Origin of the sequence: Gramella sp. MT6 (assembly GCF_019357415.1) — a bacterium.
Classification (GTDB): domain Bacteria; phylum Bacteroidota; class Bacteroidia; order Flavobacteriales; family Flavobacteriaceae; genus Christiangramia.
In genome coordinates, this window is the sequence record NZ_CP048410.1 from 1,779,860 (window position 1) to 1,800,241 (window position 20,382).

Sequence of the window (20,382 nt, forward strand, 5' to 3'; positions counted from 1 at the left end):
AAATATCAATTATCCCGAAAGGGTCATTCATCAATCAAAATCTGATGAGGAAGACTTTTGTCTTAATCTGAAGAAAACGAAAAACAATCGAACTATGAAATCTATCATTATTTATTTTACTCTGGCCTTATTCACTTTTTCGAGTAATTACGCCTATTGCCAGGAAGAACCGAAAAAAAGTAAGGAAGAGATCCTGGAGTCTAAAAGAGAAGAGATCATCAAAGAAGAAAAGGAAAAACTAAGGATTAAAGTTGAAAAGTTAAATAAACTTCTGGAAGAAGGAGAGGTAACTCCGGGGCAGGCTGAGGCTTTGAAAAAGGAGGCTGCAGAACTTCATGCTAAAAATATTGAAAACCGCATCGCCATCATGGAAAATGAATATGAATTCGATGAGCGTAATGAAAACGAAACCGGTTACATCGCCTTTGGAGATGATGGGAAAGTGGTCACTGTTCGGGTGAATAATGTCCGTAATAAAAAGTATGATAAGAGAACTTCCAGTGACCTGGTGATAGCAGCTGGTTTCAATAATGCCCTTGAAGAAGGACAATCATTGAATGATTCCGATTTTAAAATTGGAGGAAGCCGTTTCTTTGAACTTGGTTGGGCGTGGAAAACCAGGGTTTTCAAAAATTCAAACTGGTTGCGTTTAAAGTATGGTTTCTCGTTTCAGTTTGATGGGTTGAAGCCAACAGATAACCGGTATTTCGTTCAGGATGGAGATGAAACATTTTTGACAGATTTTGAATATGATCTGGATAAATCAAAATTTAGGATGGATAAACTTGTAGCGCCAATTCATTTTGAATTTGGACCATCTTCTAAAACTGAATCTGAGAATTACCTGAGGTATTCTACTAAAGGAAAATTCAAAATTGGACTTGGTGGTTACGCCGGATTCAATATTGGAGAGCGCCAGAAACTGAAATACAAGGTGGATGGAGATAAGCAGAAAGATAAACTTAAGGGAGGTTATAATACTAATGATTTTGTCTACGGTTTAAGCGGATATTTAGGTTGGGGCTGGGCTACGGTTTATGCCAAATATGACCTTAATCCAATTTTTGACGACCCTAACGTAGAACTTCATAATGTTTCCCTTGGACTTCGTTTTGATGTAGATTAATTAGCCGGTATAAATTTGTAATTTTGCAGGGCTTTAGAAATATGAAATTCATATTTTTAAAGCCTTGTCTTTTTTACTAATTTCAGGAAAACTTAAAGAAATCTATTTCAATTGATCTCGAAAACCACTATTGATAATGTTTTTGAAACCGCCCGTGTAGAGGAGGTTATTGGTGATTTTGTACAGCTGAAAAAATCGGGGAGTAACATGAAAGGTCTAAGTCCTTTTACAGATGAGCGCTCTCCTAGTTTTATGGTTTCTCCTGTGAAGCAGATCTGGAAAGATTTTAGTAGCGGTAAGGGAGGAAATGTAGTGGCTTTTTTGATGGAACATGAACATTTCACCTATCCTGAAGCTATAAAATACCTCGCAAAAAAGTACAATATCGAGATTGAAGAGACTCAGCAAAGTGATGAGCAAAAGGAGCAAGCCAATGAGCGGGAAAGTATGTACCTGGTTTCTGAATATGCCAATGAGTTCTTTCAGAAGCGAATGCACGAGACAGATGAAGGAAAGGCTATAGGTTTAAGTTATTTCAAGGAAAGAGGTTTTACTCCTGAAACTATAAAGAAATTCGATCTTGGATACTCACCAGATGATTGGGAAGTTTTTACGAAAGCCGCGCTCGATGATGGCTATAAGCTGGAATATCTTGAAAAGACAGGCCTTACCATTGTAAAAGAAGATAAGCGTTTCGACAGGTTCAAGGGTAGAGTGATGTTTCCTATCCATTCTATGTCTGGTCGGGTGCTTGGATTTGGAGGGAGAATACTATCAAATACCAAAAAGGCTGCTAAATATCTTAATTCACCTGAAAGTGATATTTACCATAAAAGTAAGGTGCTTTATGGTATTTATTATGCTAAACAGGCGATCGCCAAAGAGGATAATTGTTACCTGGTAGAAGGTTATACAGATGTGATCCAGTTCCATCAAAGCGGAATTGAAAATACGGTATCTTCTTCAGGTACCGCTCTTACTCCAGAGCAGATAAGATTGATCAACCGGCTTACCAAAAATATTACTGTGCTTTTTGATGGTGATGCGGCCGGGACCAGGGCTTCATTGCGCGGGATAGACCTTATTCTCGAGCAGGGAATGAATGTAAAGGTTTGTCCATTTCCGGAGGGAGAGGACCCAGATAGTTTTGCCCGGTCAAATTCTGAAGATGAGCTGAGGGAATTTCTAGAAGAGAATTCATACGATTTTATTACTTATAAGGCTTCTCTTTTAATGGATGAAGCCAAGAACGATCCCGTGAAGAAGGCTGGGTTGATAAGAGATATGGTAAATAGTATCTCCAAGATCCCAGACAATATTCAGCGAGAAGTTTACTTGCAGGAATGTTCAAGGATCATGGATATCAATGAAGATGTTCTGTATGCTTCCCTTGCCCAGATCGAAAATAAAGATCCTAAATCATCAGCTCAGCCTAAAAAGCGAAGCATGGAGGTGGTCAAGGAGAAGGAAACTCAGAAGACGAAGGTAGACCAGCTTTATGAACTTGAAAGAAAGATAATTAGTCTATTAGTGCTATATGGGAAACAGGATGGAGAATTTCACGATATTCTGTTGAAGCAAAATGAGCAGGGTGAAATGGTTTATGAATCCGAAGTTCAGGAAGCCAAAGTTTTCGAGAAAATATTCCTTGACTTGCAGGAAGATGAGATCGAGTTTACGAATGAAGATTTTAAAGAACTTTTCTTTTTGCTGATAGAAAAACTGAATTCTGAAGATGAGTTTGGAGTAGAGATGATCATCAATGAATTAAAAGAATCCCAGGCTGTTAAGCTTACAGATATTTTAATGGAAGAAGAGCAATACGAATTGCACGATTGGGAAAGACATGATATTCCTGTAAAGAAAAAAGAACAGGGAATTTCACAATACGTTACTCAAACCATTCTATCCCTAAGAAGATATCTCGTTGGCAGAAAGATCAATGAGCTGGTTGAAGCCATGAAGGATGCCGATTCTGATGAAGAAAACAGAACCGAAATGATCCAGGAGATCATGAGCTATACGAGTCTAAGCACGATACTTTCAGATCGGCTGGGCAGAGTTATGTAGTATTCAACTGGAGGAGCCTGGACTGAGTGATAAGGTCTGCTACGTTATCTACCTTTAACTTTTTAAGTAATCTGGTCTTATAGGTGCTTACCGTTTTCTCGTTGATATCCAATGCCTCTGCAATATCTTTATTTCGCTTACCAGATGAAAGTAAATTAAGTACTTCGGTTTCTCTGGTAGAGAGTTTTTTAAATTTTGTAATCAAACTCTTACCTCTTGAAATTCCGGAGTTTAGCTTTTCTGTAATCTTTCGATTTAAATAGATTCCACCGCGAGCAACCTGGTAGATTGCTTTTTCCAGAGTTTCATTATCAGTATGTTTCGAAATATAACCTGCCGCTCCAGCTTTAATAGCGCTAAGAGCATACATTTCTTCCGGGTGAGAACTGAAAATAAGTGTTTTTACATCAGGGTATTCCTGCTTTATACGCCTAATAGCGTTGATCCCGTTTATCTGGGGTAGGTCTAATTCTAATATCAAAACATCTGGAGCTTCCTTGTCTAACTGACTAAAAAGCTGAGTCCCGCTACCAACTCTTCCTGTAACCTGAAGCGCCGGATTGTTTTGAAGCACACATTTTACACCCTCTAAAATGATCGGGTGATGATCTGCAATTAATACTCGATACATGATTTTAAATTAAAACAAGTCCGGGGGTAACTCGTTGAGTTTGGTTCTGTTAACCTAAAATAATGCTTTGGCTTTTTATAATGGAAAACTGTCAGATAAATTCGATAAGATGTCTATTTTTTCAGGTGAATGGGGATTTCGCAAACCGGTATTGGATCCATTTTATGTTGATTCGCTTTATTCAATCTTGTATAGATAGAGAAGACTTCTCTTTTTCTTCCTTCAAAATCTGCAATGGTTTTTCCCTCTTCCTGACTCTTCATTGCCCACTCTAATTCGTCGTAAGAAGCTCCAAGTTGATCTTCATCACTTCGGCTGTCGCCAAAAAGACCATCTGTAGGAGGGGCTTGCATAATTTCTTCAATAATATTTAAATATTCGCCAAGTTCATATACTTCGCTTTTAACAAGATCTGCTATTGGGCTAAGGTCCACTCCGCCATCACCATATTTTGTATAAAAACCTACACCAAAATCTTCTACTTTATTTCCTGTTCCTGCTACAAGGTATTTATGCAGGCCGGCGAAATAATACAAAGTGGTCATCCTTAATCTTGCACGGGAATTTGCCAGGCTAAGATCAAGAGTTGTGGTTTCCCGATGTTGAGGCATGCCTTTTCTGAACTCTTCAAATACCGGGGTAAGATTTATTTCAAGACTGCTAACATTTGCAAAATTATGTTGGAGTTCCTCGATATGTTTTCTGGCTCTGCTTATTTGATTTTTATCCTGGTGTATTGGCATTTCCAGACATAAAGTAGGCATTCCTGTTTTAGCGCATAGTGTAGAGGTAACTGCCGAATCGATCCCGCCGCTAACTCCAATTACAAATCCATTCATATTGGCTTTGGTTGCATAATCCTTAAGCCAGTTAATAATGTGGTCAGCTACTTTTTCGATCCGCATAATATTGGGTGATTTAGTTTGTAAGTAATACCTTTGCCACACAAATCTAATACTTAAAGCCAATTTTTGAAAGGCACAGGCGTTAAAGCCTTCATAATAGAAAGCTATGCTGAAGAAATTAGGGTTTTTTATACTACTTATTAGTCTATTTTCCTGCGACAAAAAATCTGAAACCGAAGCCAAGATCGAAAAGGTGGATGCCAATTTTGACCTGGTTAGGTTTGACCAGAAATTTGCTGAAACCAGCGAAGAGACCTTACCTCAATTAAAAGCTGAATACCCATTTCTTTTTCCTGAACAATATCCGGATAGTTTATGGATAAATAAACTGAATGATACTATTCAGCAGGAGGTCGAATCTGAGGTCAATAAAAAGTTTCCGGAATTTACTAAGGAGTATGATGAGCTGCATAGTCTTTTTCAGCACGTGAAATATTATTTCCCAGATTTCCAGGTGCCAGATGTGATCACGGTAACTTCAGAAGTAGATTATAAGAACAAGACCATTTACACAGGTGATTATCTCTTCGTGGCGCTTGATACTTATCTAGGTGAAGATCATAAATTCTATATAGGCATTCAGGAATTTTTAAAAAAGAATTTCAGAAAGGAACAGATCGTCTCTGATGCTGCCGCAGAAATTGCTGAAAATTATGTTCCCAAGGCAGGGTCAAGAACATTTTTGTCTCATATGATCTACTATGGCAAATTATTGTATTTGAAAGACAGGTTCATTCCTTTTAAATCTGATGCAGAAAAAATTGGCTACAGTGAAGATGAACTGGAATGGGTGAAATCTAATGAAGACCAGATCTGGCGATATTTTATAGAGAATGAACTTATTTTCGATACAGATTCTAAGTTATATACAAGATTCCTTTACCCGGCACCATTTTCTAAATTCTATTTGCAACTGGATTCAGAATCGCCGGCTAGGGTAGGTCAATATATTGGTTGGAATATTGTGAGAGCCTATATGGAGAAGAATGATGTATCCATTAATACAATGTTGAACACTTCAGCAGAAGAAATTTTTAATAAAGCGAACTATAAACCGAAGAAATAATGTCTCAATTCAAGAAATCTGAAATAAATATAGAGGTGGTTACCGATGAAAATCACGTGCCGGAAAATATTACCTGGAGTGCAGAAGATGGTAATGTGTACAAAGAAGATGCAAAAGCTTTGATGCTTTCAGTTTGGGATTCAAAAGACCAGGAAACTTTGAGGATCGATCTTTGGACCAAAGAGATGCCGGTAGATGAGATGAAGAAGTTCTTCCATCAAACGCTGGTTTCTATGAGCGACACTTATTTTAGAGCTACGCAGGATGATAAAATGCGCGATACAATGAAGGATTTCTGCGATTATTTTGCTGAAAAGACCGAAATAAAGAAGAGCTAGTGCAAAAATTGATCTTTGTATATAATGCCGATTCCGGCAAATTCAATGCGTTGATGGATTCATTGCAAAAAGTAGTGAATCCATCATCTTATTCCTGTATACTTTGTGAGCTAACTCATGGCTTGATGGAGGAAAAGAAGGAATGGAGAAATTTCAGGCAAAGCCTGGATGTTGAAACCGATTTTCTTCATAAAGACGAATTCCTGAAAGCATATGCCTCAAAATTCGGGCATAAATTTGAATTTCCGGTAATCCTCGCTCAGACCGATAAAGGTTTGGAGGTATTTATTTCCAAGAATGAATTTTCAGAGATCGACGACCTTAAAGTTTTAATGGAGACGATAAAAGAAAGAATGCAGCTTTATTAAGATTTACGCAGCTGTTCGTTTACTTCTTCTATATAATCCAGAACATCATCCTGACCTAGTTTTGTAGTAGCTGAAGTAATAAAATACTGAGGCATTTCTTCCCAGGTTTCCAGCATTTCGTTTTTGTAATTCTCGATGTTCTCTTCTAAAACTTTCGGTTTTAGCTTATCTGCCTTGGTGAAAATAATGCAAAATGGAACTGCGTTCTCGCCAAGCCATTGCATAAATTCCATGTCTATAGGTTGAGGTTTGTGCCTGGAGTCTATAAGCACAAAAGCACAGATCATCTGCTTTCTTTTTTCGAAATAGGCTGTTATGAATTTCTGAAATACTCTTTTGGTAGATTTAGAAACCTGGGCATATCCATAACCAGGCAGATCCACCAGATGCCAGTTATTATTGATCAGGAAATGATTGATCAACTGGGTTTTTCCCGGTTTAGCAGAAGTTTTTGCAAGAGATTTTCTACCCGTTATCATGTTGATAAGGGATGATTTTCCAACGTTACTTCGGCCTATAAAAGCATATTCGGGAAGGCTGCTGTTTGGGCATTGATCAACTTTGGAGTTGCTCACCACAAATTCTGCCGTCTTGATTTTCATAAGAGCTGTTTTAGATCTTTCGTTCTTTCAACCATCCGTGTAGTAACTGGTTGAATTCTTCAGGGTGTTCCATCATTGCAGCATGCCCGCACTTGTCTATCCAGTAAAGATCTGAATCTGGTAACAGGCGCTGAAAATCTTCTGCAACTTCGGGTGGAGTAACGGTGTCGTTCTTTCCCCAGATAATGCAGGTTGGGGTCTTCATCTTTGGAAGATCCTTAGCCATATTATGCCGAATTGCACTTTTTGCAATAGCTAGGGTCTTAACCAGTTTATTCCTGTCGCTTACCGTATGGTAAACTTCATCAACAATTTCCTTGGTAGCAACTTCAGGGTCATAAAAAACAGCCTGAGCTTTTTTCTTGATAAAATCGTAATCTCCTCTTCTTGGGTAGCTTTCTCCCATGGCATTCTCGTATAGACCAGAACTACCTGTAATCACCAGCGCTTCTACAATTTCCGGAAACATTTTTGTTGCCAGAAGAGCAATATGTCCGCCCAGTGAATTTCCCAACAGGATCACTTTTTCGTAGCCTTTGTAATCGATAAATTCTTTAAGATATTTAGCGAACGTTCCTACACTTGTCTTCAAAAGAGACATTGAATATAATGGCAGTTCCGGGATTAGAACCTTGTATTCTTTTTCCGGAAAGTAATTGATTACACCATCAAAATTACTGAGGCCTCCCATAAGTCCGTGAAGAATAACAATTGGTGTTCCTTCGCCTTTCTCAAGATATGTGAATTTTCCCTCTTGCCTTAAGTGATCTTTCATTGATAGCCTTTGCGGTTAGCAATCGCAAATATAGCGATTTCGATACAAGTATAATCATTTTTGAGTAACTGCAATGGCTTTTATGCGAAGTGGGAAATTTATAAACACGATGTTTTTCAGCCAGGAATATCCACAATTCCCCACCGATTTTCAAATTCCTGAATCCTAAGCTAATAGCGCTATTTAAAAGGTTTTCAATTACATACAGTGGTAAAACTTATCAACATTGTGGTAAAAAGTGGTAAATTGTGGTAATATTTTCAATATATTTGGCTCTATAATACCTAACCGTGATAAATTTAATTGGGACATACGAATGCAAAGTCGATGCGAAAGGCCGTTTAATGGTGCCTTCAGCGTTGAAAAAGCAATTAGCTCCCATGATGCAGGACGGTTTTGTAATTAAGCGCGCAGTTTTCCAAAGCTGCCTTGAGCTTTATCCGATGGAGGAGTGGAATGTTCTAATGAACAGAATGAATAAGCTGAACAGGTTCAAAAAAAAGAATGTCGATTTTATTAGAAGGTTCACTGCCGGGGTTAAAACTGTTGAGGTTGATACCAACGGCAGGTTGCTTATTCCAAAGGATCTTATTGCTTTTGCCGGAATAGAGAAAGAGATCGTTCTTTCTTCGGCAATCAATATTGTGGAGATCTGGGATAAAGATAAATATGAAAATACCATCGAAGCTTCTTCAGATGACTTTGGAGATCTGGCGGAAGAAGTGATGGGTAACGATGATTTTGATGGAGTATCATAATCCTGTTCTGCTAAAAGAGTCGGTTGATGGTTTAGATATAAAACCTGATGGCGTCTATGTGGATGTAACCTTCGGTGGAGGAGGGCATTCTCGTGAGATCTTAAAAAGACTTGGGTCTAAAGGAAGACTTTACGCTTTCGATCAGGATAAGGATGCTCTGGAGAATAAGATCGATGATGAGCGTTTTACCCTTATCAATGAAAATTTCAGATTTCTGAAACGATTTTTGAGATTTTACGGGGTTAAAAAAGTTGACGGTATTCTTGGTGATTTTGGGGTTTCCTCGCACCAGTTCAATGAAGCTGAAAGAGGATTTTCAACCAGGTTCGACGCGAAACTGGATATGAGAATGAATCAGGGTGATAAATTGAGTGCCTACGAAGTGATCAATGAATATGATGAAGAGCAACTGAAAAGATTGTTCTACGAGTATGCCGATCTAAAGAACGCTCCAAAACTGGCTAGAACGATTGTTTCAGAAAGAAAGAACAACCCGATCGAAACCAGTGAGCAATTAAATGAATTATTGAAGCCTTTATTATTTAAAGGTAAAGAAAATAAGATCCTGGCGCAGATCTATCAGGCAATAAGGATAGAAGTGAACCAGGAGATCGAAGTTCTTAAAGAATTTTTGCTGCAAACCGAAGAAATTATCAAGCCAGACGGAAGGTTGAGTTTGATATCCTATCACTCCCTGGAAGACAGGTTGGTGAAAAGGTATATAAGGAGTGGTTTATTTGAAGGAGAACCGGAAAAGGATATGTATGGAAATATATCTGTTCCGTTCAAAAAAGTAAATGGATTGATAGTTCCTTCAAAAGAGGAGATAAAGCAGAATAACCGCGCGCGAAGCGCAAAGCTCAGGGTAGCGAGAAAGTTATAAATGTCCATGAAAAGAGGTTTTTATAACATACTGAAAGCGAATTTTCTTATCAGTGAAGATGCTGTAAAGAACTGGAGGTTTATAGTTTTCTGTACCATACTGGCCATTGTGATGATCGCGAGTTCACACAATGCCGAGAAAAAAGTACATCAGATCGCAAAACTGAATAAAGAGGTACTGGAGTTGAGAAGCGAGTTTTTAGAGAGGCGATCAAAATTGATGAGAGTAAAGATGGAGTCTACCATAACTGAAAAAATGGTGGAAAAGGGGATAGGGCCTTCGGAGACCCCACCCAATAAAATAAGAGTGATAATAAAAGATTAACCCAAAAATGGCTACAACCGAAAAAAGCATCCTGAATCGTATGTATTTCGTGGCTGGCTGTCTCTTTATATTTGCGATAGCGGTAGGGGTTAAATTGCTCAATATCCAGTTTGTTCACGGTGAACATTATAAAGAACTAGCTGAGGAGCGCACTCTAAAAAACTTCAAGATACCAGCAAACCGTGGTAATTTATACGACGTCAACGGAAATCTTCTGGCTACATCTGTACCTAAATATGATGTAAGGTTCGATGCGGTTACGGTTTCAGATAAGAACTTCGAAGAAAATATTGGTCCGTTATCAGAAAACCTTTCCAGGATGCTGGGGCAACCGGCCTCATATTATTCTCAGAAATTAAGAGCGGCCAGGGCAAACAAACAGCGTTACGTGCTAATTGCTAGAAACCTAGGGTATTCAGATTATATGAAAATGAGAGAGTTTCCAATGTTCAATTTGGGAGCTTATAAAGGTGGGATGATCACCGAGCAAAGTACCGTTCGTGAGCATCCACTTGGGAAGATGGGTGAGAGAACCGTAGGTTATGAGAGAAGAGATGAAAATGGGTATTTTACAAGAGTAGGTCTTGAAGGTGCCTTCAGTAATTATTTGAGAGGTACAGATGGCCGCCGGTTAAAACAAAAGATCGCGAAAGGTCAGTGGAAACCTATTAGTGATAATAATGAAATGGAGCCAAGAGATGGTTATGATGTAGTTTCAACTATAGATGTGAACATCCAGGATATTGCCCATCATTCATTATTAAGACAACTGGAATATTTCGAAGCAGATCATGGCACAGTGGTAGTGATGGAAACGGCTACCGGGGAGATCAAAGCCATGTCTAATCTTGGTAGAACTAAAGAAGGTACTTATTTCGAAAAAAGAAATTATGCGGTTTATGAGGCTCATGAGCCTGGTTCAACTTTTAAATTAATGGCGATGGTCGCTGCTTTGGAAGACAAGGTGGTAGATACCAGCCAGGTTATAGATACAGAAAAAGGAGTGGTTAGATTTTACGGAAGGCCGGTGAGAGATTCTCATCACGGTGGCTATGGTAAGATCTCTGCAGCCAAGGCTTTTGAAGTTTCTTCAAATACAGCATTTACAAAAATGATCACAGAAGGATATAAGAATGAGCCTTCAAAATTTGTTGATCGACTTTATTCAATGGGACTTAACCAGAAAATTGGTCTTGAAATCAAGGGTGAGGGATCCCCCCGAATTCCTCACCCACAAGACAAAAGCTGGAATGGTTTAAGCCTTCCCTGGATGGCCTTTGGTTATGGTGTGGCAATAACGCCTTTGCAAACCCTTACTTTTTATAATGCTATCGCTAATGATGGTGAGATGATAAAACCTAGGTTTATCAAGGAAGTAAAAGATCGTGATAAGCCTATTATTACCATGGAAAAGCAGGTGATGAATCCTGCGATCTGTTCAGTAGAGACGGCAAAGAAGGTTCGGGCTATGATGAAAAAAACTGTGGAAAGAGGAACCGCTGCTAATATTTATACCGAAAACTTTTCAATGGCGGGTAAAACAGGAACCTGTCAAACCGAATACTGGATAGAACCAGGAAGATATATCGCATCTTTTGCGGGTTATTTCCCAGCTGAAAATCCTAAATATTCCTGTATAGTGGTTATTCACAAACCAAACCGAAGAAAAGGATATTACGGGAATATTGTAGCAGCACCGGTTTTTAAAGATATCGCCAGAAAGATATATACAGATACTCCGGTAATGGATGAGCTAGAGTCTCTGGAGGTGAATGATGAGGAAGTAAATACAGATTTCGAAAAATATTATACCAAGATACAGAACGAGAAATTGCTCATGCCAGATGTGACAGGAATGCCGGCTATGGATGCAATTTCGATCCTTGAAAATCTTGGTCTGGAGGTGAGATTGAACGGTAAGGGAATCGTTAAAAGGCAATCTGTATCTGCAGGACAAAAATTGAAGAATAAGCAAACCGTAAAACTGGAGTTGAGTTAATGAAAGTATTAAAGGACATACTTTACAGAGTGAACATGAAGGCGGTTGCCGGGGATACCGGTGTGACCATTAACGATATACATTTCGATTCCAGGAAGGTGAAGCTTAATGATGTCTTTGTGGCCATTAGGGGAACATTATCTGATGGACATGACTTTATTAAAAATGCCGAAAATCAGGGGGCGCTTGCGGTTGTTTGCGAAGAGATCCCTGAAAATAAAATAAACGGTGTTACTTATATAGAAGTTGAAGATACTAAAAAGGCTCTGGCCTATATATCTGCAAACTACTTCGATGAACCTTCTTCAAAACTGAAGCTTGTTGGAGTTACGGGAACCAATGGTAAAACGACCATTGCGACTTTGCTTTACGACCTGTTCTCTAAGGCTGGATTTAAATGCGGTCTTCTTTCTACAGTGAAAGTAATGGTTGGGACTGAAGAGCATTCGGCTATAAGAACTACTCCAGATTCTATAACCATCAATTCTTATTTAAAAGATATGAATGACGTGGGAGTAGAATTCTGTTTTATGGAAGTTAGCTCTCACGGGATAGATCAGCATAGAACTACCGCTCTCAAATTCGAAGGCGGAATATTCACCAACCTTTCTCATGATCATTTAGATTATCACAAGGATTTCGCGGAATATCGCGATGTGAAAAAGCGCTTTTTTGATGAGCTGCCTTCTTCCGCCTTTGCACTTACCAATGCAGATGATAAGAATGGGCCGGTGATGCTTCAGAATACAAAAGCGAAAAAATACACCTACGCTCTTAAATCTTACGCAGATTATCAGGCGCAGATACTGGAAAATAATTTTACAGGTTTACTTCTGAAAATAAAAGGTCAGGAGTTGTGGACAAAATTGATTGGTAGTTTCAATGCCTATAATGTTTTAGCGATCTATGCCACGGCAGATCTTCTAGGTTTGAAAACCATGGAGATCCTGCGCATTATTAGTGAACTGAATTCTGTAAGCGGAAGGTTTCAATATGTGATCTCTGATAATGATAAGATCACGGCTATCGTTGACTATGCTCACACACCAGATGCTTTAAAGAATGTGCTGGAAACTATTAATAGTATCAGAACCAAAAATGAAGAGCTTATAACAGTTGTGGGATGCGGTGGTGATAGAGATACTACCAAAAGGCCAGTAATGGGGAATATTGCTTCCTCGTTAAGTACTAAAGTGATTTTTACCAGCGATAATCCACGAACTGAAGATCCTGAAAAGATCATTGCTGATGTGGAAGCAGGAGTGGAGCCACAGAATTTTAAAAAAACAATGAGTGTTACCAATAGGAAACAGGCTATCAAAACAGCCTGTCAAATGGCGGGACCTAATGATATTATTTTAATCGCCGGTAAAGGTCATGAGACTTACCAGGAGGTTAACGGAGAAAAGTTTGATTTTGATGATCTCAAGATCGTGAATGAATTTTTAAAACAACTGGATAAATAATGCTGTATTACTTATTTAAATTTCTGGAAGAGCAGTATCAGTTGCCAGGAGCGCAGTTGTTTGAATTCCTGTCGTTCAGGTCGGCCATGGCGATCATTTTATCGCTTGGTATTTCTACGATCTACGGGAAAAGGATTATCAATTATCTAAGAGCGAAACAAATTGGTGAAAGCGTACGTGACCTTGGGTTAAAAGGTCAGTCTGAAAAGGCTGGAACTCCAACCATGGGTGGGATTATCATTATTGTAGCCACACTTATTCCTGTATTACTTTTCGCTAAACTGGAAAATATTTATGTCATCCTTTTGATCGTTACTACGATCTGGATGGGGGTGATCGGATTTCTGGATGATTATATCAAGACCTTTAAAAAGGATAAAGAAGGCTTGAAGGGTAAATTCAAGGTCATCGGTCAGATTGGTCTTGGACTGATCGTAGGATGCACCATGTATTTTCATCCGCAGATCACAACAAAAGAAGTGGTAACAGAAACCAGCCCTACCGAGGATGTTATCGCCCGGGCAGAAGTAGTGGATATGGGGCCTGAAGTTAAGGATACCAGTACTACTATTCCTTTTGTGAAAAATAATGAATTTGAATATTCGAGTCTGATCAGCTGGATAGATCCGTCATTAGTGAATTACGCCTGGCTTATTTTCATACCGATCGTAATTTTTATCGTTACCGCTGTTTCTAACGGTGCCAATCTAACTGATGGTATCGACGGCCTGGCAGCAGGTTCCTCGGCAATAATCGTATTAACCCTGGGTCTTTTTGCCTGGGTTTCGGGTAACATCATCTTTTCAGATTACCTGAATATAATGTATATCCCACGATCGGGAGAAATGACCATTTTCATCACTGCTTTTGCTGGAGCTTTGGTCGGTTTCTTATGGTATAACACATTTCCTGCGCAGGTATTTATGGGTGATACAGGAAGTTTGACCATTGGAGGAATTATTGCCGTTCTGGCGATCGCCACAAGAAAAGAATTGTTGATCCCGCTTTTATGCGGAATCTTTTTAATTGAAAACCTTTCAGTAGTAATGCAAGTGGGCTGGTTTAAATACACTAGGAAAAAATACGGCGAGGGCCGGCGGATTTTTCTAATGTCTCCCTTGCATCACCACTATCAGAAGAAAGGTAAACATGAGAGCAAGATCGTAGTGAGGTTCTGGATCGTCGGGATTTTTCTGGCCATTCTAACCATAGTTACGTTGAAGGTTCGATAAGCTGGAAATTGTGAGTAAGAAGATAGCGATACTGGGCGGTGGAGAAAGCGGAATTGGAACTGCAATTCTGGCGAAGAAAAATGGGTATGAGATCTTTCTTTCAGATAAAGGAAAGATCAAGGATAAATACAAAGAAGTTCTTAAACATATTGAGATCGAGTGGGAAGATGAAAAGCATACTGAGTCGAAGATCTTCGATGCAGATGTGGTGATGAAGAGTCCGGGTATTCCAGATACATCTCCAATGATCGTAAAATTGAAGGAGAAAGGGATTCCGGTTATTTCAGAGATCGAGTTCGCATCCTGGTTTTCTGAAGTTCCTATCATAGGAATTACAGGAAGTAACGGTAAAACTACGGTAACCAATCTGGTGCAGCATTTACTGAAGGAAGGCGGAATTGATTCCGGAATGGGAGGAAATATCGGTAATAGCTACGCCAAGTTGGTAGCCGAAGAAAACCACGATTGGTACGTGCTGGAGCTAAGTAGTTTTCAGCTGGATGGGATTGTAGATTTCAGGCCGCATATAGCCATACTTACGAATATCACTCCAGATCATTTGGATAGGTATGAGTATAAACTGGAGAACTATATCGCCTCGAAATTCAGAATTGCAGAAAATCAAACTGAAGATGATTATTTCATCTACGATGCAGATGATAAGAATATTACAGACTGGCTTGAAAAAAATCCGGTAAGATCTCAAAAACTGCCTTTTTCAATAGAGAAGAAAATTGAGAATGGCGCTTATATAGAAAATGAAAATATTGTTGTAACAATTAATAACACCAAGTTTACTATGCCAACATCAGAACTTGCCCTTCAAGGCAAACATAATGCTAAAAATGCTATGGCTGCGGCCACAGTGTCCCAACTGCTCCGAATTAGAAAGCAAACGATTAGAGAGAGTATGTCAAATTTCCAGGGAGTGGAACACCGCCTTGAAAAAGTGCTGAAGATTAACAATGTGCTCTACATCAATGATTCCAAAGCTACCAATGTGAACGCAACTTTTTATGCGCTGGAGAGTATGGAATCTGAAACGGTCTGGATCGTTGGAGGAGTGGATAAGGGGAATGTGTATGATGACCTTCTCCCATTGGTGAATGAAAAGGTGAAAGCCATTATCTGCCTTGGTGTTGATAATCAAAAGATCAAAGCTTCATTTGGGAATATCGTGGAAACTATGGTAGAAACTACCTCAATGAGTGAGGCGGTGCAAATGGCTTATAGACTTGCAGAAAAAGGAGATAACGTGTTGCTTTCTCCGGCATGCGCAAGTTTCGATCTGTTCGAAAATTACGAGGACAGGGGAAGACAATTTAAAGATGCAGTTAGAAATTTATAAGATTTAGAGGACGTCATCCTGTCCCGATGATTCGGGAGTTACAGGATTTATAAAAATAAATTGATTAGAAGCTGAAATAAGGTCAGCTTGACGAAATAAAATAGATAGAAAAGACGCAAATGAGCAACGTTTTTGCAAATCTTAAAGGAGACAAGGTAATCTGGGCAGTAGCCGGACTGTTGGCGATATTTTCATTTTTGCCGGTTTACAGTGCCAGTAGTAACCTTGCTTATCTTCATGGTGATGGAAGTACTTCCGGATATCTGGTAGTGCACTTCTTCCATTTGCTGCTTGGGTTTTGCGTGTTGTTCGCAGTTCATAAAATACCCTACCATTATTTTCGTGGTATTTCGATATTGTTATTGCCGGTGGTTATATTATTGCTTTTAATAACCATCGCTCAGGGAACTACTATCGATGGTGCTTATGCCAGTAGATGGATTCAGATCCCGGTGGTTAATGTGTCGTTTCAGTCTTCGACTCTGGCATCCGTTGTACTGATGGTTTACGTAGCCAGATATCTGTCCAAGATCACCGAAAGAACAGTTACATTTAAAGAGACAATTCTTCCACTTTGGCTGCCTGTTTTCGCGGTATTAGTATTAATTTTGCCGGCCAATTTCTCCACAACGGCGATCATTTTCTGTATGACGCTGGTGTTGATGTTCTTAGGTGGATATCCCATTAAATATCTTGGTGCAATTGTAGGCGTAGGGATCATAATGCTGAGCATTTTTGTCCTTACCGCCAAGGCATTTCCTGGTCTTATGCCAAACCGAGTGGATACCTGGACCAGCAGGATTGAAACATTTTTTGATGATGAAGAGGGAGCGGAGCAATATCAGGTTGAAAAAGCTAAAATTGCTATCGCCCAGGGAGGCATCACCGGAACCGGAATTGGAAAAAGTGTTCAAAGAAATTTTTTACCTCAATCATCTTCAGATTTTATCTACGCGATAATTGTTGAAGAAATGGGATTAATAGGTGCTTTTGGAGTGATGCTTGCATATTTACTGTTGCTTTTTAGAATAGTAATTGTTGCTACTAAAGCCAATACTGTCTTTGGAAAACTCGTTGTAATGGGCGTAGGCCTGCCAGTGGTTTTCCAGGCGCTTATCAATATGGGGGTTGCTGTGGAATTGTTCCCTGTAACCGGACAAACACTGCCTCTTGTGAGTAGTGGAGGAACGTCTATCTGGATGACCTGTATTGCACTTGGAATTATTTTGAGCGTAAGTGCGAAGAGAGAAGAATTAAAGGAATCTGAAAATAAAGAATTGGAAGGCGAGGAAGAAAATCCTCTGGACATCTTAAGTGAAGCAATATGAAAGAAGGTTTACGCGTCATATTATCCGGTGGAGGAACAGGAGGGCATATCTATCCTGCCATTGCTATTGCCGATGAAATAAAGAGAAGGCATCCAGATGCGGAAATTCGCTTTGTTGGTGCAAAAGATCGTATGGAGATGGAGAAGGTGCCGCAAGCTGGTTATGAGATCGAAGGTCTTTGGATTAGCGGCGTAGATAGATCTTTCAGTCTTAAGAATTTCATATTCCCTTTTAAATTAATGAGCAGTCTTTCCAGATCAAGAAAGATCATCAAAAGGTTTAAGCCAGATATCGTGATTGGGACCGGTGGATTTGCCAGTGGACCTTTGCTTAGAGTGGCTATTTCGAAAGGAATTCCAACTCTGATCCAGGAACAGAATTCATTACCGGGAATCACTAATCGTATTTTAGCTAAGCATGCAGATACGATCTGCGCTGCTTATGAAAAAGTAAAGGAAGTTTTCCCTGCTGATAAAACTATCATCACCGGTAATCCGGTTAGGCAGGATCTTCTAGAAGTAAATAAATTGAGGGAAGAAGCCTTGAGTCATTTTAACCTGTCTAAAGAAAAGAAAACTGTTCTGGTGCTTGGAGGAAGTCTTGGTGCCCGAAGGATCAATAAACTTATAGAGAACGATCTCAAGAAGTTTAAAGATGAAGACGTTCAGCTCATATGGCAGATAGGTAAGCTATACTACGATGATTATAAAAAATATGATTCGGTCAATGTGAGAGCGAAAGAATTCATTAATAGAATGGATTATGCTTATGCCGCTGCAGATGTGATCATTTCAAGAGCTGGAGCTGGAAGTGTTTCAGAACTTTGCATTGTTGGGAAACCGGTATTATTCATTCCATCACCTAATGTGGCTGAAAACCATCAAGCCAAAAATGCCATGGCGGTAACAGATCATGATGCCGGCTTGATGATCACTGAAGATGAATTGAATGAAAGGTTCGAGCCTTGTTTTTTCAGTTTGCTACACGACGAAAGAAGACTGAACCGTTTTGCTCAGAATATTAAAAAACTGGCTTTGCCAAATGCAACTTCAGACATTGTAGATGAAGTTGAAAAGCTGATAAAAAAATAAATTAGAAGTGAAGGATCTTAACCACATAAAACATTTTTATTTCATCGGTATCGGTGGAATTGGGATGAGTGCGCTTGCCAGGTATTTCAAGGCGAAGGGCAACTTTGTGGCTGGATATGATCGCACTTCAACCGAATTGACCAGAACCCTGGAAAAAGAAGGTATAGAAGTCAATTATCAGGACGACTTGGGAATGATCCCGGAAACGATCCTTCAGAATAAAGAAAATACACTTGTAGTATATACTCCTGCAGTTCCAAAAGAGCTGAAGCAGTTTCTGCATCTCAAAGAAAATTTTGAGATCGTGAAAAGAGCACAGCTGCTGGGAATGGTAACTCGTGAAAAATATTGCCTTGCCGTTGCTGGTACCCACGGTAAAACGACAACCACGGCAATTCTTGGGCATTTGCTTAAAGAAACCGGGGCAAAGGTCACTGCTTTCCTTGGCGGCATAAGTGAAGATATTCAGTCTAATTTGATCATGCAGGGAGATGATGTCGTTGTAGTCGAGGCCGATGAATTTGACCGCTCCTTCCTTAATTTATCTCCGAACCTTGCGGCGATTACCTCTATGGATGCCGATCATCTGGATATCTATGGAGATAAGTCGGAACTGGAAAAATCCTTCAGAGAATTTGCGGCGAAAGTACCGCAAGATGGAAAATTATTCATCAAAAGTGGATTGCCTCTGGATGGATTCGAGATTGGCATAAATGATGAGAGTGATTTTACTGCACAGGATATTAGAATTGAAGATGGGAGTTATGTTTTCGACCTGAAAACCCCTTCAGAAATTATAAAAGATTTAAAATTTAATCTACCCGGCAATCATAATTTGCTGAATGCTATAACAGCCCTGGCGATGGCGATCGAGTACGGCTCCCCAACCGACGATCTGGCCAGGGCTTTATATACCTTCAGAGGTGTAAAGCGTAGATTCAGTTATAAAATAAAAACGGACAACCTGGTTTTGATAGATGACTATGCGCATCATCCTACAGAGATCTCTGCAGTACACCAGGCCGTTCGTGAAATGTACCCCAACAAAAAAGTTTTAGCGGTTTTTCAGCCCCACCTGTTCAGCCGTACCCGTGACTTCGCTGAAGATTTTGCCTCAAGCCTTTCAGAATTCGATAAGGTGTTTCTGCTGGATATTTATCCTGCCCGGGAATTACCAATTGAAGGTATATCTTCAGCCTGGTTGCTGGATAAAATTTTGAATCCGGAAAAAACTCTCGTTACTAAATCTGAATTACAGGAAAAGATCAAGGCTGAAAATGCCGAGGTCATAGTTATGATTGGTGCCGGAGACATTGGAGAAGAAGTTGAAAAAGTAAAAAAAACATTGTTACATGAAGCGTAGTTTAGGTTACATAAAAGCTTTCGTTTTAGTGGCAATCGTTGGCCTTTTATACGGATTTGCCGAAAAAAGACATAAGTCTCGATCAATCAATGAAGTAGATGTAAAATTTACAGATACTGAAAATCTCTATGTGACTGAGGAAGTGGTTAATAAATTGTTAATACAAAATAAACCCTCTGTCTCGAGTATAGATAAAGAAACTTTAGATTTGAATAGGGTCGAAGCCCTTTTAAATAAACATCAAATGATTGAAAATGCGGAAGTTTACCTCACACTGGATGGAAAACTGAAAGCACAAGTAAGTCAGAGAAAGCCTATAGGAAGAGTAGTTGGGAATTCTTCTTTCTACCTGGACCGCAATGGGGAATTAATGCCGCTTAGCCAATTTTATACAGCGAGAGTACCGCTTATGTTTGGTTTTGATGGGGCTAATGTTACAAAGGCGTACCCTATTGTAAATCATATTAAGAACGACGAATTCTTAACAAGACATATTACCGGCATCAACCGGCTAAAAGGAGATAAATTTACACTTGAGTTAAGAGAACTGGATTTTGAACTTTATTTTGGAGACTCGAGTAACGTGGCTTTAAAATTCAACAATTTCAAGGCCTTTTATAAGAAAGCACAGAAAGAAAATAAATTAGATACCTACAAAAAAGTGAACTTACAATTTGGTGATCAGGTTGTGTGCACGAAAAAATAGTTT

At 39.3% G+C, this 20,382-nt stretch carries 20 protein-coding genes; 16 read left to right on the plus strand and 4 right to left on the minus strand.

Annotated elements, in window-relative coordinates; all coding sequences use genetic code 11:
• Positions 1–94 precede the first annotated feature (94 nt).
• Both G3I01_RS07965 and dnaG read left to right on the plus strand, forming a co-directional pair.
• Entirely contained in the window at positions 95–1,126 is a 1,032-nt protein-coding gene (locus G3I01_RS07965; RefSeq protein WP_219552578.1) for a PorT family protein, read from the plus strand.
• A gap of 111 nt (positions 1,127–1,237) precedes the next feature.
• Complete coding sequence (dnaG, locus tag G3I01_RS07970; RefSeq protein ID WP_219552580.1) at positions 1,238–3,196, plus strand: DNA primase; 1,959 nt, start codon at positions 1,238–1,240, stop codon at positions 3,194–3,196.
• Here dnaG and G3I01_RS07975 read toward each other — a convergent pair.
• The gene (locus tag G3I01_RS07975; protein ID WP_219552582.1) at positions 3,189–3,827 is read right to left on the minus strand and encodes a response regulator transcription factor; all 639 of its coding nucleotides are present in this window, start codon (positions 3,825–3,827) and stop codon (positions 3,189–3,191) included. The genes dnaG and G3I01_RS07975 overlap by 8 nt on opposite strands.
• A 113-nt stretch (positions 3,828–3,940) precedes the next feature.
• Complete coding sequence (gene nadE / locus G3I01_RS07980) at positions 3,941–4,732, minus strand: NAD(+) synthase (protein WP_219552584.1); 792 nt, start codon at positions 4,730–4,732, stop codon at positions 3,941–3,943.
• Positions 4,733–4,838: 106 nt separating this feature from the next.
• Between nadE and gldB the strand changes: the two genes are divergently transcribed.
• Genes gldB through G3I01_RS07995 form a run of 3 tightly spaced genes read left to right on the plus strand, consistent with a single transcriptional unit; the run spans position 4,839 to position 6,504 of the window.
• Complete coding sequence (gene gldB / locus G3I01_RS07985; protein WP_219552586.1) at positions 4,839–5,798, plus strand: gliding motility lipoprotein GldB; 960 nt, start codon at positions 4,839–4,841, stop codon at positions 5,796–5,798.
• Positions 5,798–6,136, plus strand: coding sequence for a gliding motility protein GldC (gldC, locus tag G3I01_RS07990; RefSeq protein ID WP_108172346.1), 339 nt, complete (start codon positions 5,798–5,800; stop codon positions 6,134–6,136). Before gldB ends, gldC begins: the two co-directional genes overlap by 1 nt.
• Positions 6,136–6,504, plus strand: coding sequence for a GTPase (locus tag G3I01_RS07995; protein WP_219552588.1), 369 nt, complete (start codon positions 6,136–6,138; stop codon positions 6,502–6,504). Before gldC ends, G3I01_RS07995 begins: the two co-directional genes overlap by 1 nt.
• Here G3I01_RS07995 and yihA read toward each other — a convergent pair.
• Complete coding sequence (gene yihA, locus G3I01_RS08000; RefSeq protein ID WP_219552590.1) at positions 6,501–7,106, minus strand: ribosome biogenesis GTP-binding protein YihA/YsxC; 606 nt, start codon at positions 7,104–7,106, stop codon at positions 6,501–6,503. The genes G3I01_RS07995 and yihA overlap by 4 nt on opposite strands.
• Before the next feature lie 10 nt (positions 7,107–7,116).
• The gene (locus G3I01_RS08005; RefSeq protein ID WP_219552592.1) at positions 7,117–7,881 is read right to left on the minus strand and encodes an alpha/beta hydrolase; all 765 of its coding nucleotides are present in this window, start codon (positions 7,879–7,881) and stop codon (positions 7,117–7,119) included.
• A 290-nt stretch (positions 7,882–8,171) separates the two neighbouring features.
• On the opposite strand from G3I01_RS08005, the gene mraZ reads away from it, so the two are divergent.
• The 11 genes from mraZ to G3I01_RS08060 all read left to right on the plus strand — a co-directional run bounded on the left by mraZ (position 8,172) and on the right by G3I01_RS08060 (position 20,379).
• On the plus strand, positions 8,172–8,639 hold the full coding sequence (mraZ, locus tag G3I01_RS08010; RefSeq protein WP_219552594.1) for a division/cell wall cluster transcriptional repressor MraZ: 468 nt from the start codon (positions 8,172–8,174) through the stop codon (positions 8,637–8,639).
• Complete coding sequence (gene rsmH, locus G3I01_RS08015) at positions 8,626–9,522, plus strand: 16S rRNA (cytosine(1402)-N(4))-methyltransferase RsmH (RefSeq protein WP_219552596.1); 897 nt, start codon at positions 8,626–8,628, stop codon at positions 9,520–9,522. Before mraZ ends, rsmH begins: the two co-directional genes overlap by 14 nt.
• A 6-nt stretch (positions 9,523–9,528) precedes the next feature.
• On the plus strand, positions 9,529–9,846 hold the full coding sequence (locus G3I01_RS08020; protein WP_108172953.1) for an FtsL-like putative cell division protein: 318 nt from the start codon (positions 9,529–9,531) through the stop codon (positions 9,844–9,846).
• Positions 9,847–9,853: 7 nt separating this feature from the next.
• Positions 9,854–11,845: a penicillin-binding protein gene (locus tag G3I01_RS08025; RefSeq protein WP_219552598.1), complete on the plus strand. Its 1,992-nt coding sequence runs from the start codon at positions 9,854–9,856 to the stop codon at positions 11,843–11,845.
• Positions 11,845–13,311, plus strand: coding sequence for a UDP-N-acetylmuramoyl-L-alanyl-D-glutamate--2,6-diaminopimelate ligase (locus G3I01_RS08030; protein ID WP_219552600.1), 1,467 nt, complete (start codon positions 11,845–11,847; stop codon positions 13,309–13,311). Before G3I01_RS08025 ends, G3I01_RS08030 begins: the two co-directional genes overlap by 1 nt.
• Positions 13,311–14,543 carry a phospho-N-acetylmuramoyl-pentapeptide-transferase gene (gene mraY / locus G3I01_RS08035; protein WP_219552602.1) on the plus strand — a complete coding sequence of 411 codons (1,233 nt, stop codon included), beginning with the start codon at positions 13,311–13,313 and terminating at the stop codon, positions 14,541–14,543. The genes G3I01_RS08030 and mraY overlap by 1 nt, the downstream gene beginning before the upstream one ends.
• A 10-nt stretch (positions 14,544–14,553) precedes the next feature.
• Positions 14,554–15,891, plus strand: coding sequence for a UDP-N-acetylmuramoyl-L-alanine--D-glutamate ligase (gene murD / locus G3I01_RS08040; RefSeq protein ID WP_219552604.1), 1,338 nt, complete (start codon positions 14,554–14,556; stop codon positions 15,889–15,891).
• Between the two features lie 119 nt (positions 15,892–16,010).
• Entirely contained in the window at positions 16,011–17,219 is a 1,209-nt protein-coding gene (locus G3I01_RS08045; RefSeq protein ID WP_219552606.1) for an FtsW/RodA/SpoVE family cell cycle protein, read from the plus strand.
• Positions 17,216–18,310, plus strand: a complete 1,095-nt coding sequence (gene murG, locus G3I01_RS08050) for an undecaprenyldiphospho-muramoylpentapeptide beta-N-acetylglucosaminyltransferase (RefSeq protein WP_219552608.1) — start codon at positions 17,216–17,218, stop codon at positions 18,308–18,310. The genes G3I01_RS08045 and murG overlap by 4 nt, the downstream gene beginning before the upstream one ends.
• 7 nt (positions 18,311–18,317) lie before the next feature.
• Positions 18,318–19,673: a UDP-N-acetylmuramate--L-alanine ligase gene (gene murC / locus G3I01_RS08055; RefSeq protein ID WP_219552610.1), complete on the plus strand. Its 1,356-nt coding sequence runs from the start codon at positions 18,318–18,320 to the stop codon at positions 19,671–19,673.
• Positions 19,663–20,379 carry a hypothetical protein gene (locus tag G3I01_RS08060; RefSeq protein WP_219552612.1) on the plus strand — a complete coding sequence of 239 codons (717 nt, stop codon included), beginning with the start codon at positions 19,663–19,665 and terminating at the stop codon, positions 20,377–20,379. The genes murC and G3I01_RS08060 overlap by 11 nt, the downstream gene beginning before the upstream one ends.
• Positions 20,380–20,382 lie beyond the last annotated feature (3 nt).